Raw genomic sequence first — 13,977 nt, 5'->3', positions numbered from 1 at the left:
ACCGGGAAAGCTTTCCGGGTCAGGATCGGTTTTGCATTTTGATACGTATTTTACCCTAGAGTTCCCTGTGGGTCATCGTTTACTTTGCACCGTCCGGGGACGTAGTATTGACGCCCTCACCCGTCAGTTACCGCGAGATTATGCGATTTTCACGACTTGTTACCGGATTAACCTGTGCGTTTATGCTGCAGGCACAAGCAGCCCCCGTTGATGAATACATGCAGTATTTGCCAGACGGCGCAAACCTGGCGCTGATGGTACAAAAAGTGGGCGCATCCACCCCGATAATCGATTATCACGGCAAACAGATGGCGTTACCGGCCAGCACCATGAAAGTGGTGACAGCGCTGGCGGCTTTGTTAGAACTCGGGCCCGATTTCCGTTTCCAGACCACCATGGAGACCAAAGGTGCGGTTAACGATGGCACCTTGAATGGCGATTTGGTGGCGCGTTTTGGCGGCGATCCCACGCTGGGTCGCCAGGATCTGCGCAACATGGTTGCCGCGCTGAAAAAGCAGGGCATCACCCATATCAAGGGCAACCTGGTGATCGACACCTCGGTGTTTGCCAGCCACGATATGGCGCCAGGCTGGCCGTGGAACGATCTGACGCAGTGCTTCAGTGCGCCGCCGGGCGCAGCAATCGTCGATAAAAACTGTTTCTCGGTTTCGCTGTATAGCGCCAACACGCCGGGCGAAAACGCCTTTGTGCGTATCGCTTCCTATTATCCGGCGCACATGTTTAGTCAGGTGCGCACCATTGGCCGCAACAGCGGTGACGGACAATATTGCGAGCTGGATGTGGTGCCAGGCGAGCTCAATCGCTACACCTTAACCGGCTGCATGCGCCAACGTTCAGAGCCGCTGCCGCTGGCCTTTGCCGTGCAGGACGGGGCTGCGTGGGCCGGTGAGATTCTTAAAGCCGAGCTGCGCGCCGCCGATATTGATTACAGTGGTCATCTGGTTCGCCAGGCACAAGTGACATCGCCGGGCACCGTGTTGGCTTCGACGCAATCTGCACCGCTGCACACGCTGCTGCACACCATGCTGAAGAAGTCAGACAACATGATCGCCGATACCGTGTTCCGCACCATCGGCCATCACTACTTCAACGTGCCAGGCACCTTCCGCGCGGGTTCGGATGCGGTACGTCGCATTCTGCGCGAAAAAGCCGGTGTCGATCTCGGTAACAGCATTCAGGTTGATGGTTCCGGGCTGTCGCGCCATGACCTGATCGCGCCAGATACCATGATGCAAGTGCTGCAATACATTGCGAAAAATGATTCGACGCTGAATTACATTTCGATGCTGCCGCTGGCCGGTTACGACGGCACGCTGCAATATCGCGGCGGTCTGCACGAAGCAGGACTGGATGGCAAAGTATCGGCGAAAACCGGTTCGCTGCAGGGCGTCTATAATCTGGCAGGATTCATCACCACCTCCAGCGGCGCGCGCGTCGCCTTTGTCCAGTTCCTGTCCGGCTATGCTGTGCCGCCGGAAGATCAGAAAACGCGCCGCATCCCGCTGGTACGTTTTGAGAGCCGCCTCTATACGGATATCAACAAGAACAACTGATGAAACTGCTAATTGTTGAAGATGATGCACTATTGCAATCGGGCCTCGCGCAGGCACTAACCTCGCAGGGCTACGCCATCGACTGCGCGAGCACGGCTGCAGAGAGCAATGCGCTGCTGCGTAGCGGGCAATATAGCCTGATTGTGCTCGATCTCGGCTTGCCGGATCGCGATGGTGCTTCACTGCTGCGTCAGTGGCGACGCGACGGCATTGCGGTGCCGGTATTGATCCTTACAGCGCGCGATGCGCTGGAGGATCGCGTTGATGGTCTGGATGCCGGCGCTGATGATTATCTGGTGAAGCCGTTTGCGCTGGTTGAGTTACAGGCACGCGTGCGAGCGCTGATTCGCCGTTATCAGGGCCACAGCGATAACCTGCTGCAACAGGGCGATTTGACGCTCAATCTCAGTTCACAGCAGGTTTTGCTAGAAGCGATTCCGCTGGAGATCACGCCAAAAGAGTTCGCGTTGCTCACCCGCTTACTGATGCGCGTGGGGCAAAATGTGCATCGCGAAACGCTCCAGCAGGATCTCTACAGCTGGAATGACGATCCCGGCTCCAACACCCTCGAAGTTCACATCCACAATTTACGTCGCAAGCTCGGGAAAGATCGCATCAAAACCGTGCGCGGCGTCGGTTACCGTCTGGAAATCCGCGAATGAACAGCATGCGTCAGCGATTACTGATCATGCTGGCGCTGATTCTCCTCACCTGTCAGGTGATGAGCGCCATCTGGCTGTGGCATGAAAGCCGCGAGCAGATCAGTTTTTTGGTCAACGAAACGCTCTCGGCGCAGGCGCGTAACGATCGCGTGGAAAACGAGATCCGTGAGGCGATTGCCTCGTTGCTGCTGCCTTCATTAGTGATGGTCGCCCTCACCTTGCTGCTGTCATTTTGGGCGATTAACTGGATTATTCGTCCGCTGAAATCGCTGCAGGACAGCCTGGCGCATCGTTCAGCGGATAATCTGACGCCGTTACCGATCTACTCCGAAATGGATGAGATCGTGGCGGTAACCACCTCGATCAACCAACTGTTTTCACGCCTCGATCACACCTTGCAGCAGGAACGCCTGTTCACCGCCGACGCCGCGCACGAGTTGCGTACGCCGCTGGCCGGGTTGCGCCTGCACCTCGAGCTGCTCCACCAGCAGAACGTGCCGCAGAGCGAGATGCTCATTGAACGCATCGATCAGCTGATGCACACCGTGGAACAGCTTTTAATGTTATCGCGCGCCGGACAAGCGCTGGCGGGCGGTCACTATCAGCAGTTGCAGTGGCAACAAGACATCATGCAGCCGCTGAAGCCAGAAATGGCCGAGTTGTACCAACAGCGTCAGCAAATCCTGCACTGGCCGCAGAATAACGATGTGCCGCAGCAAGGCGAAGCGGTGCTGCTGCGACTGATGCTGCGCAATCTGCTGGAAAACGCCTCGCGTTACAGCCCGGAAGGCAGCGAAGTCGCGGTGAAGATGCAGCAGGATCAGCAGCAGGTGATTATCGAAGTGTGGGATCAAGGTCCGGGCATTGACGCCGCCGCGGCGGAAGAGCTCACGCAGGCGTTTCGTCGTCGCGATCAGCGTTATGGCGGCAGCGGTTTGGGTTTGAATATCGTGCTGCGCATCGTGCAGATGCATCGCGGCAGACTGGAATTGGTCAATCGTGAAGATCGCAGCGGGCTGATTGCCCGCTGCTATTTACCGCATCAACTAATTGGCTAAACGCCGTTAGAAGTGGGTATTCAGGCTCATAAAGTAAGTACGACCGGATTCGTTGTAGGTATTGGCGCCGGCACCATACAGATAAGAGTTGGTGTTGGCGTTACCGGTGGTTTGCGCATTACCTTCGCGATAGTGGCGTTTATCGAACAGGTTATCGATTCCCACCGTGACGCTGGCGTACTTGTTGATATCGTAGGTACCGCTCATGCCGATAATTGAGTAAGGACTCACTTTATCCGTTGCGCTGCCGGTAGAAAGATTCCCTTTATAATCATAATTCTTCGGCGTCTGCGTGCCGTACCAGGTCAGCGTGGTTTGCAGTGAAAGATCCTGCGTCGCCTGCCAGCTCAGCGTCGAGTTCAGCGTGTACTCCGGAATCACCGATAAACGATCGCCGGTCTCTTTGTTCTTACTCTGCAGCATATAAGTGAAGTTGTTGTTCCACGTCACGCTGTCGGAGAACGGCACGTTGACGGTACCTTCCAGCCCTTCCACCACCGCTTTCGGTACGTTTTCCCACTTATAAATATCGGTGGTGCCATTGGACGCTTTGCTGACTGGCGAGTAACCGGCTTCGATCTTGTTACGATAATCGTTGCGGAACCAGGTCAAACCGGCCTGATAACCTTCGTGTTTCCACTCCAGACCAATCTCTTTGTTGATGCTGTTTTCTGCTTTCAGGTCGCTGTTACCTTGCAGGTAACAAGCGCCGGTGCTGGCCGCACAACCCTGGCCATTGCTGTACAACAAGTAGTTTGGATTGGTTTGATACAGGCTCGGCGCTTTGTAAGCGCGTCCAATCCCCATCTTCAGCGTGAAGTCATCGCCCAAACCTTGCGACAGGTTGAGCGACGGGCTCCAGTTATTGCCAACAATCGAGTGGTGATCGAAACGCAGGCTTGGCGTCAGCATGGTGCTGTCGGTCAGCTCCATGTTGTCTTCCGCAAACAGCGAGAAAATCTCTGCCTGGGAATACGGGCTGCGGCCGGTGTTATCGATGCCCGGCACCGAACCGTAGTTCGCCGCCTGCGTGTTGGAAGAACCGTCTTTCATGCGCTGCTGGTTCCATTCGGTACCCAGCGTCGCGGTTTGGTTAAACAGCAGTTCAAACGGAATGCTGACTTCGCTATGCAGCAGCACATCATCCAGTTGGATGGTGTTGAAATCACTGTTGGAGAAGATGCCTTCGGTGCCGCCCGCCAAACCTTCGTTAATGCGCGAGTTGCGGGTTTTCTCGTAGCGCGCGTAGGTGTTGGTGCTGACGCCGTTATCCCATGCGCCGGTCCATTTCAATGAAATGTTCTGGCGATACAGGCGGTTAGTTTCGTCACCGTACAGGCTTTTCACCAGCGCGCTGGTGTTGGTGTTCTGCGTGTCACCCGCATACAGATTGCCCTGACGGCTGAAACCGCCCTGCAGCTCCAGCGTCTGCATCGGCGCAAACGCCCAGCTCAGCAAGGCATTGATATCTTTATTAACCGAGCCTTCACGACCCGCCGGATAGCTGCCCGCATAGGTGCCGGTGCGCGCCGCCGCATGACCTTCGTTGATGTCATAGGCATCGGCCTGGGTTTTGGCTAAACCGCCGTACAAACGGAAGTTGAAATCATCGCCCAGCGGCCCTTCGAGAGTGAAGTTGGTGCGCTTGGTCGCGCCTTCCGCTTTATGTTCCGGCACGTTGAAATAGGTGTTCCAGGAACCGTGCCACTGCTGATCGGTCTGTTTCTTAGTGATGATATTCACCACGCCGCCCGCTGCACCGTTGCCGTAACGCACCGCTGCCGGTCCGCGAATCACGTCGATGTGATCGATCATCTCCGGCGGCACCCAGTTGGTATCGCCACGCGTATCACGTTCACCACGCCAGCCAAGGCGCACCGAATTGCGGCTGGTGATCGGCATGCCATCCACCATGATCAGGGTGTTTTCCGGGCCCATGCCACGAATATCGATCTGGCGATTGTTACCGCGCTGGCCGCTGGTGGAGTTGCCGGTCAGGTTAACGCCAGGCATGGTACGGATAATTTCAGATACATCGCGTGCTGGCGGATGCTTTTTGATTTCGTCGGCGGTAATGGTTGAGACGCCCGGCGCTTGCAGGTTCTGCTGCTGCGCGGTGACCATCAAGGTGCCGCCGTCCATTGATGGTGCGTCAGTGGTGCTGGCTGAGGTTTTGCTGGAAGAAGTCTCTGCTGCCCAGGCGCTGCTGGAGAGCAGTGAGGCGCTGAGCCCCAGTTCAATCAGAATGGCTAATGATAAGCGTGAGTAATTTTTCATTTTATACGTTCCTGGATGGCCAGCGAAAAGCCGTTGGATGCTTAACTGGCGAGCCGGTGAGAAGATCCCTGTCCATATCGCGCCCAGTTCCAGACCCTTCAAACCATCCGTAGCGCAACCTTACCGAACGGTAAGCATCAGGCGGAACAGGCGTGCTCATTTTTGAGCGCAGTCACCCTATTGCAAATGCAAATTATTATCAATAGTATTATTCATCAAGCTTATGTAAATCTCCGCGTAAACACCGACTGGCAGCCCTATGACCTGGCGAAATGATGTAACCGGCAGTGAAGCCTGGTGGCAGGCGCAACAATCCCAAGGCATTCCCCGCATTGAGTTAGCAGACGATGGCCAATGTCAGGTCACCTTCTTCTGGCGTGACCCGCAAGGCGATGAAACGCAATCGTCGACCCAGCGCGTGTGGATCAACATTACCGGCGTGACCGATCACCACCAGCGCCGCCCGCCGCAGTCGTTAATGCGCGTGGCGGGCACCAATGTTTGGTATTGGCAGACTTCGTTGCCCGCCAACTGGCGCGGCAGTTACTGTTTGATGCCCGATGATCAGGCCACCGACTTCACCGGCGTTGCCGAGATGTCCACACTGCGCAACTGGTGGCGCGACAAATTCCCGACGGCGCAGGCCGATCCGTTGAATCGCTTACGTGGCTGGTCCGGTGGTCGCGGCATGGGCGTATCGCCGCTGCATCTGCCGCAAGCACCCAATCAACAGCTGTGGCAAGCGGTGGATCACGGCACAGCGCCAGCCATTGAACTGCAACAACAGCAATGGGATAGCGCGCTCTTGGGCAACAGCCGCAAGGTGTGGATTCACACCACCGGCGAGGCCAACCCCGCGCAGCGTCCGCTGGCCATCTTACTCGACGGGCAATTCTGGGCGCACAGCATGCCAATTGCCTGGCCGCTGCAGCAGCTTACCGATGCCGGTTCTTTGCCGCCGGCGGTATATCTGTTTATCGACATCATCGACAGCGAACACCGCAGCCGCGAGCTGCCGTGCAACGCGCAGTTTTGGCAAGCCATTCAGCAAGAACTGTTACCGCAAATCGCACAATCAACGCCCTATCGCCAGCAGGCGGACAGCACCATCGTCGCCGGACAAAGCTTTGGTGGCCTGGCGTCGGTGTTTGCCGCGCTGCACTGGCCGGAAACTTTCGGCAACGCGCTCAGCTTGTCCGGATCCTTCTGGTGGCCGGAACGCGGCAATCCACACGGCTGGCTGCTGCAGGCGCTGGATAGCGGTCTCGCGCCGCGCCAACCGCTGCGTTTTTGGCTCGAAGCGGGCAAACGCGAAGGCTTGATTCTGCAAGCTAATCAACAACTCCAACAGCAGCTTAGCGCTGCCGGCTATCAGGTAAATTACCAGCCGGTGGAAGGCGGCCATGACGCGCTCTGTTGGCGCGGCGGCCTGCTGAATGGCTTGCAAGCGCTGTGGAGTAAACCGGAGCATCCATGTCCGAATCTCTGATGAATACGCAAACCGACCAAAAAACCTTGCCGTTAGTCGCGGCACAGCCTGGCATCTGGATTGCCGATCAGCTGTCACCGCACCACAACGCTTACGCGGTGGCGCACTTTGTCGAACTGCGCGGTGAGATTGATAGCGCCTTGTTGGCCCAGTCGATCGTCGCGGGTATGCAGGAAGCCGACACGCTGAACATGGCATTTGGTGAGGTGGAAGGCGAAGCGTTGCAGTGGCCGCAGCCACACGCCTTTAGCCTGCCGCAGATTGTCGATTTGCGTGCTGAGGCCGATGCGCCCGCCACAGCGCGTGCGCTGATGCGTGACGACATGAATGGCGATCTGCGCGTATTAAGCGGCGCAAAACTGTGGCATCACCGCCTGTTCCGTCTCGACGATCAGCATTGGTTCTGGTATCAGCGCTATCACCATTTGGTGGTGGATGGCTTCAGCTTTACCGCGCTGACGCGCCGCATCGCCAACCTTTATACCGCAGCCGTTCAGCAGCAAGCCGCTGAACCGACGCCGTTTATTCCGTTTAGCGAAGTAGTGGAAGAGTATCAGCGCTATCGCGAATCCTCCTCTTTTACGCGTGACAGCCAGTTCTGGCGCGAAAAAGGCGCGGCGCTGCCTTCACCGGCTTCGCTCTCGCCGCTGCCGCTCGCCGGACAACACGCAAGCACCGATCTGCTGCGCCACAGCGTTACGCTGGATCGCAGCACCTTCCAGACGCTGGTGCAGCAGCATCCGCACGCCAGCGCCGCCGATCTCGCCTTTGCGCTGGTGGCGCTGTGGCTGGCGCGTCTTAGCGGGCAAAACGACTTTGCCGCCGGTTTTATTTTTATGCGCCGTATCGGCTCGGCCGCCTTGTGCGCCACCGGTCCGGTGATCAACGTATTGCCGATGGCGGTACATTACGATCCAACGCAGCCACTCAGCGCGCTCGCCGCCCAGCTAGCGGGTGAAGTGAAAAAGATGCGTCGTCATCAGCGCTATGACGCTGAGCAGGTGCAGCGCGATCTCGGTCGGCTCGGCGATGGCGATCCGCTTTACGGTCCGGTGATCAATCTGAAGATGTTTGATTACCAACTCGATTTCGCTGGCGTGGAAGGCATCACGCATCAACTGGCGTCCGGGCCGGTGCGCGATCTGGAGATTGCCATCTATATCAGCGAGCACGGTGAGCTGACGCTGGAGCTATTGGCGAATGCCGAACGCTACAGCGAACCCACTTTACAGCGTCACGCCAGCCGCTTTGCTCTGCTGCTCAATCAGCTGGCGCAACAGCCGCAGCGGCCGTGCGGCGAACTCGATCTGCTCACCGCCGAAGAGCATGCGCAGATTGCCGCGATCAACCAAACCGCCTATCCGCTGCCGGCAGAAACGCTGGCGTCACTGTTAGCGCAACAGGCGGCGCGTACGCCCGATGCACCGGCGCTGGCCGATGCGCAACATCAGCTTAGCTATCGCGAAATGCAGCAGCAGGTGTTTGCGCTGGCCGCCGATCTCAGCGCCGCCGGCGTGCAGCGTGGCGATATTGTCGCCGTGGCGCTGCCGCGTTCGGTGCAACTCTCGCTGGCGCTGCAGGCGATTGTTTCGCTTGGGGCCGCCTATTTGCCGCTCGATACCGGATACCCGGATGACCGTTTGCAGCTGATGCTGGAAGACGCCGCGCCGAAAACGCTGATCACCTGCGCGGCGCTCAGCGCGCGCTTCAGCGCCATCGCATCGGTCAATCAGCTGCATTTTGATGTGCTGTATAACAACCCGCATGCGCCGCAGCCGGCCAGCGCACCGACGCCGCAGGATGGCGCCTACATCATTTACACTTCAGGTTCGACCGGTCGCCCTAAAGGCGTGCTGGTGGGACATGAAGCCATCGTCAATCGCCTGTTGTGGATGCAGGATCGCTATCCGCTGCAAGCCGATGATGTGGTGCTGCAGAAAACCCCGAGCAGCTTCGACGTCTCAGTGTGGGAATTCTTCTGGCCGCTGCTGGTCGGTGCGCAGTTGGTGATGGCACCGCCAGAAGCCCATCGCGATCCGGAAGCGCTGCAGCAGCTGTTTGCCCGTTACAAAGTTACCACCACGCATTTCGTCCCCTCAATGCTGGCGGCCTTTGTCGCGGCGCTGGATGATCAACCGGCGATTGCCTGCTGCGCCAGTCTGCGCAACGTGTTCTGCAGCGGTGAAGCGCTGCCGACGGATTTATCACGCGAATGGGAAAAACTGACGCGCGTGCCGCTGCACAATCTGTATGGCCCAACCGAAGCGGCGGTGGATGTCAGCTGGTATCCGGCGTTTGGTGATACCCTGGCCGCCGTCGAAGGCGCCAGCGTGCCGATTGGATTCCCGGTGTGGAATACCGGCCTGCGCATCCTCGATGCCCGCATGCAGCCGGTGCCGCCGGGCGTGGCGGGCGATCTTTATCTGACCGGCGTGCAACTGGCGCATGGCTATCTTGGCCGTCCCGATCTCACCGCCAGCCGCTTTATCGCCGATCCTTTCATGCCTGGCGAGCGCATGTATCTCACCGGCGACGTGGCGCGCTGGCTGGATAACGGCGCGGTGGAATATCTCGGCCGCAGCGACGATCAGCTGAAGATTCGCGGTCAGCGCATCGAACTGAATGAAATCGATCATGTGCTCAGCGCGCAGCCCGGCATTGAACAGGCGGTCACGCACGCGGTGGTACTCGGCGGTTCGGCGGCGCAAGGTGATGCGCGTCAGCTGGTCGCTTACGTGATTGCAGAGCAGCCGGTTGATAGCGACGCGCTGCGTCAGGCGCTGGCGCAACGCCTGCCTGCGCATATGATGCCGGTGGCGATTGTGCAGCTCGATGCCTTCCCGCTCAGCAACAACGGCAAACTGGATCGCAAAGCGCTGCCGTTGCCGCAATCCGCTGGCGTCAGCGCAGGTCGCGCCCCGCACGCCGGGCTGGAAACCACCTTAGCCAATGCTTTCTGTCAGTTGCTGGCACGCGAGCAAATCAGCGCGCAGGATGACTTTTTCGCCCTCGGCGGCCATTCGCTGCTGGCGATGCGCTTAGCGGCGCAGCTGCGCCGTGAACTGCAACAGCCGGTTTCGGTGGGGCAAATCATGGTGGCCTCGACGGTGGAGAAACTGGCAACGCTGCTCAGTGATACGCAATCACACCAGCAAGCCGGTTTCGAAGCGGTGCTGCCGCTGCGTCAGAGCAACGGACCGACGCTGTTCTGCTTCCATCCGGCGTCGGGTTTTGCCTGGCAGTTCAGCATCCTGCAACGTTATCTCGAAAAGCGTTGGTCGCTGGTCGGCATTCAGTCGCCGGATATCAACAGTCCGCTGAACCAAAGTGCGCAGCTGGATGAGGTGTGCGACGCCCATCTGCAAACCCTGCGCGAGCTGCAGCCGCACGGACCTTACTATTTCCTCGGCTATTCGCTGGGCGGAACCCTGGCGCAAGGCATCGCCGCACGGCTGGAAGCGGCAGGTGAAGAAGTGGCGTTCCTTGGCCTGCTGGATACCTGGCCGCCAGAAACGCAAAACTGGGATGAGAAACGCGGCGAGAACGTGCTGGATCCGGCGGTACTTGAAGAGGTCAATCGCGAGCGCGAGCAGTTTATCGCCGCGCAGCGCCATCAGGCCGGTGAAGAGATGCGTGCAATGTTCGATACCATCGAAGCCAACTACGCCAGTTCGGTGCGCCTGCTGGCAACGGCACGCAGCGCGCGTTTCAACGGGCGCGCCACGCTGTTCCTCGCCGAACAGACGCAGCAGCCAGGACAAGATGCGCGCCGCGCCTGGGCGCCGTATGTCGGTGAACTGGAAGTGTGGCCGATGGATTGCGCCCACGTGGAGATCATTTCACCGCAGATGTTTGAGCAGATTGGGCCGTTGTTGCAGCGGTTGTTGCAATAGCGCTCTTTCCCTCACCCTAGCCCTCTCCCGCAAGCGGGAGAGGGAACTAATCTGCTCCTTCTCCCGCTTGCGGGAGAGGGAACTAATCTGCTCCTTCTCCCGCTTGCGGGAGAAGGTTGGGATGAGGGCCAGCGCGCACTGTCTTTAACTACTCCCGCGCCCCAGCGGCACAATCATCGGCGTATGCGCCACCGGGTCTTCCACAATCACGCAGCGCAAGCCATACACCTGCTCGATCAACGCGGGCGTCACGATCTCCGACGGCTTCCCTTCGGCAACGATCTTGCCGTAACGCATCGCTATCAAATGCGTGGCATAGCGGCAGGCATGATTAAGATCGTGCAGCACCACCACCAGCGTACGACCATGCTGTTGATTAAGATCCTGCATCAATTCCAGCAGCTCAATTTGATGGGTGATATCCAGCCAGGTCGTCGGTTCATCCAGCAGCAGCAGCGGCGTTTCCTGCGCCAAAACCATGGCAATCCACACGCGCTGGCGCTGACCGCCCGATAACGTATCCACCGACTGCTGCGCCAAATCAGCCACGCCGGTGGCGCGCATCGCGTTCTGCACCGCTGCTTCATCTTCCGCACGCCAGCGCCCAAACAGCGCCTGATGCGGATAGCGTCCGCGCGCCACCAGCTCGGTGACGCTAATGCCCGCCGGCGCGTTGGAACTTTGCGGCAGCAGGCCCAGACGCCGCGCCACCTCTTTGGTGGGATAGCTGGCAATGGCCGCGCCATCCAGCAACACCTCACCTTGCAGCGGTGTATGCAGACGACTCAGCGTACGCAGCAGCGTCGATTTGCCGCAGGCGTTGGGGCCGATAATCACCGTCAGCTCACCTTGCGGAATCGCCACCGACAGATTCTCTGCCACCACCTTTTTGTCGTAGCCCAGCGTCAGGTCATCGCCGCGCAGACGTGAAGGGATCTCGGTCATTGGCGTCGCGCCTCCCGCACCAGTAAAGCAATCAGATAAAGTCCACCGAGAATGACGGTAATCACGCCAACCGGTAATTGATAAGGCAGGAACAGATGCTGGGCGGCGAAGTCTGCGGCTATCAGCAGCAGCGCGCCGCACAGTGCCGCCAGCGGCAACGCACCTTTGACACCGCCGCCGAGACGACGGGCAATCTGCGGCGCCAGTAGCGCGACAAACGAAATCGGCCCGACCAGCGCGGTAGACGCCGCCGTGAGCACCACGCCAATCAGCATCAGCCACAGGCGGCTGCGCTCCACCGGCACGCCGAGCGCGCAGGCGGTATCATCGCCCATCTCCAGCAAACGCATCCGCCGCGCCAGCAGCGCCATCAGCAGTAACGCCAGCAGCAGCACCGCAATCACCGGCGGCGTTTTCGCCCAGGTAATGCCGTTAAGCGATCCGGCGCTCCACAAGCCCGCACTCAACGCCGACTCCAGCGAGGCGCTGATAATCAGCCATGAATTCAACGCCATCAGCAGCGCTCGCACGCTGATGCCGACGATAATCAGGCGGAAGGTTTCCACGCCGTTGCGCCAGGCAAACAGATAGACCAGCGCCGCCGTGGCAATGCCGCCAATTAACGCTGCGCCGGTCATCGCCGTGACGCTTTGATTGAACAGTACCAGCGCCACCAGCACGCCGCTGTATGCGCCGGTGTTGAAACCGAGAATGTCCGGGCTGCCGAGCGGATTACGCAGCAGCGACTGGAAAATTGCGCCGCTGATGCCTAACGCGGCACCAATCAACAGCGCCATCAGCACGCGCGGCAAACGCCACTCCAGCACGATCAGTTTGACGTTACTGGCGCCCTGCCCAAGCAGAATTTGTCCGATCTGTTCACCGCTGATCTGCAATGCGCCGCGCGTCATCGCCAGATAAGCCAGCAGAGCGCAGGCGCACAGCAGCCAAAGCGTATGAAGCCAGAGACGACGCGTCATAGTGCACCCCGGCCCAATTTACGGCGCACCAGCACAATCAGCATCGGCGCACCGAGCATCGCCGTAACGATGGAAACCCGCAGCTCGCCCGCCACCAGCAGGCGGCCAAGGATATCGGCGGCAAGCAGCAGAATCGGCGTGATCAGCGCGGTAGCGGGCAGCATCCAGCGGTGATCGTTGCCCACCAGCCAGCGAGCAAAGTGCGGTGTCATCAAACCAACAAACGCAATTGGGCCTACCGCCGCCGTGGCTGCGCCGCACAGCAGCGCAATCGCCAGCAGGCCAAGCAGTTGGGTGCGCGCCACCCGCGTACCGAGCGCGGTCGCCATGTCGCCGCCCATACTCAAACTGTTCAGCGCCTGCGACAGCGCAATGGCCACCACGCTGCCGATCAGCACCGCCGGGAACAGCGTGCGTAGCGTGGAGAAGTTGCGAATATCCAGCGAGCCGCTGTGCCAGAAGCGCAGATGATCGTAGATGTCAGGATTAAGCAGCGACAGGCCAGAAGTTAATCCATCCAGCACCGCGCCCAGCGCCACGCCCGCCAGCGTCAGACGCACCGGATTGACGCGCCCGCCGCCAATCGCGCCGGTCATCGCCACCAGCACTGAAGCCAGCAGCGCGCCGCCAAAGGCGAAGCCGAGCCAATCCACCGGCGAGTCCGCACCGAACAGCGCAATGCCAATCACCACCGCGAAACCGGCTCCGGCGTTAACGCCAAGGATGCCGGGATCGGCCAGCGGATTGCGCGTCAGGCTCTGCATTAACGCACCGGCGAGACCCAGCGCCACGCCCGCCAGCAAACCGGTCAGCGTACGCGGCAGGCGCGCGTCACGCACAATGACGCACTCCGCGCTGTTACAGGAGGTGGTAAGCGAATGATAAACATCGGGAAGCGGTATCGATTTTGCCCCCAGCATTAAGCTGAGCGCGATGAGGAGCAAGAGCAGAATCCCTGAGCCTGCTAATGCACGAATCTGGCGCATAGCGTTCTAAACCTTCACTGTTCAACGTCGTCGCATGCGCGATGTAACTTGATAATGGTTATCGTTATTACTCGCGTTTAGCTATGTTACCATGACTCGCCTCGCGGACGATG

9 protein-coding genes are annotated in these 13,977 nt (G+C 59.2%); 5 read left to right on the top strand and 4 right to left on the bottom strand.

Going from position 1 to position 13,977, the window contains the following annotated elements; genetic code table 11:
• The first annotated feature begins 140 nt into the window (after positions 1 to 140).
• From dacB to pmrB, 3 genes are read left to right on the top strand one after another with little or no spacing between them, the layout of a single operon-like run.
• Positions 141 to 1,574, top strand: coding sequence for a serine-type D-Ala-D-Ala carboxypeptidase (gene dacB / locus PanJK_RS15315; RefSeq protein ID WP_154154463.1), 1,434 nt, complete (start codon positions 141 to 143; stop codon positions 1,572 to 1,574).
• A complete protein-coding gene (pmrA, locus tag PanJK_RS15310; RefSeq protein ID WP_061718248.1) occupies positions 1,574 to 2,236 on the top strand; it encodes a two-component system response regulator PmrA in 663 nt (220 codons plus the stop codon). Before dacB ends, pmrA begins: the two co-directional genes overlap by 1 nt.
• Positions 2,233 to 3,294, top strand: coding sequence for a two-component system sensor histidine kinase PmrB (gene pmrB / locus PanJK_RS15305; RefSeq protein WP_265300854.1), 1,062 nt, complete (start codon positions 2,233 to 2,235; stop codon positions 3,292 to 3,294). The genes pmrA and pmrB overlap by 4 nt, the downstream gene beginning before the upstream one ends.
• Positions 3,295 to 3,300: 6 nt before the next feature.
• Here pmrB and PanJK_RS15300 read toward each other — a convergent pair whose 3' ends face one another.
• Entirely contained in the window at positions 3,301 to 5,571 is a 2,271-nt protein-coding gene (locus tag PanJK_RS15300) for a TonB-dependent siderophore receptor (protein ID WP_265300852.1), read from the bottom strand.
• Between the two features lie 259 nt (positions 5,572 to 5,830).
• Here PanJK_RS15300 and fes point away from each other — a divergent pair, with 259 nt between their 5' ends.
• Together fes and PanJK_RS15290 are read left to right on the top strand one after the other, a co-directional pair.
• Positions 5,831 to 7,060 (top strand): enterochelin esterase, encoded by a 1,230-nt coding sequence (gene fes / locus PanJK_RS15295; protein ID WP_265300850.1) that lies wholly within the window; start codon positions 5,831 to 5,833, stop codon positions 7,058 to 7,060.
• Positions 7,045 to 10,953 carry an enterobactin synthase subunit F gene (locus PanJK_RS15290; RefSeq protein ID WP_265300848.1) on the top strand — a complete coding sequence of 1,303 codons (3,909 nt, stop codon included), beginning with the start codon at positions 7,045 to 7,047 and terminating at the stop codon, positions 10,951 to 10,953. The genes fes and PanJK_RS15290 overlap by 16 nt, the downstream gene beginning before the upstream one ends.
• A 144-nt stretch (positions 10,954 to 11,097) precedes the next feature.
• Here PanJK_RS15290 and PanJK_RS15285 read toward each other — a convergent pair whose 3' ends face one another.
• The 3 genes from PanJK_RS15285 to fepD are packed head-to-tail and all read right to left on the bottom strand — an operon-like array spanning position 11,098 to position 13,864.
• Positions 11,098 to 11,898: an ATP-binding cassette domain-containing protein gene (locus PanJK_RS15285; protein ID WP_265300846.1), complete on the bottom strand. Its 801-nt coding sequence runs from the start codon at positions 11,896 to 11,898 to the stop codon at positions 11,098 to 11,100.
• Positions 11,895 to 12,878, bottom strand: coding sequence for an iron-enterobactin ABC transporter permease (gene fepG / locus PanJK_RS15280; RefSeq protein WP_265300844.1), 984 nt, complete (start codon positions 12,876 to 12,878; stop codon positions 11,895 to 11,897). Before fepG ends, PanJK_RS15285 begins: the two co-directional genes overlap by 4 nt.
• Positions 12,875 to 13,864, bottom strand: a complete 990-nt coding sequence (fepD, locus tag PanJK_RS15275) for a Fe(3+)-siderophore ABC transporter permease (protein ID WP_265300842.1) — start codon at positions 13,862 to 13,864, stop codon at positions 12,875 to 12,877. The genes fepG and fepD overlap by 4 nt, the downstream gene beginning before the upstream one ends.
• Positions 13,865 to 13,977 lie beyond the last annotated feature (113 nt).

The sequence above is a fragment of the Pantoea sp. JK genome (genome assembly GCF_026130245.1).
GTDB classification, from domain to species: Bacteria; Pseudomonadota; Gammaproteobacteria; order Enterobacterales; family Enterobacteriaceae; genus Pantoea; species Pantoea trifolii.
This window is presented reverse-complemented; position numbering and strand designations above follow the sequence as displayed.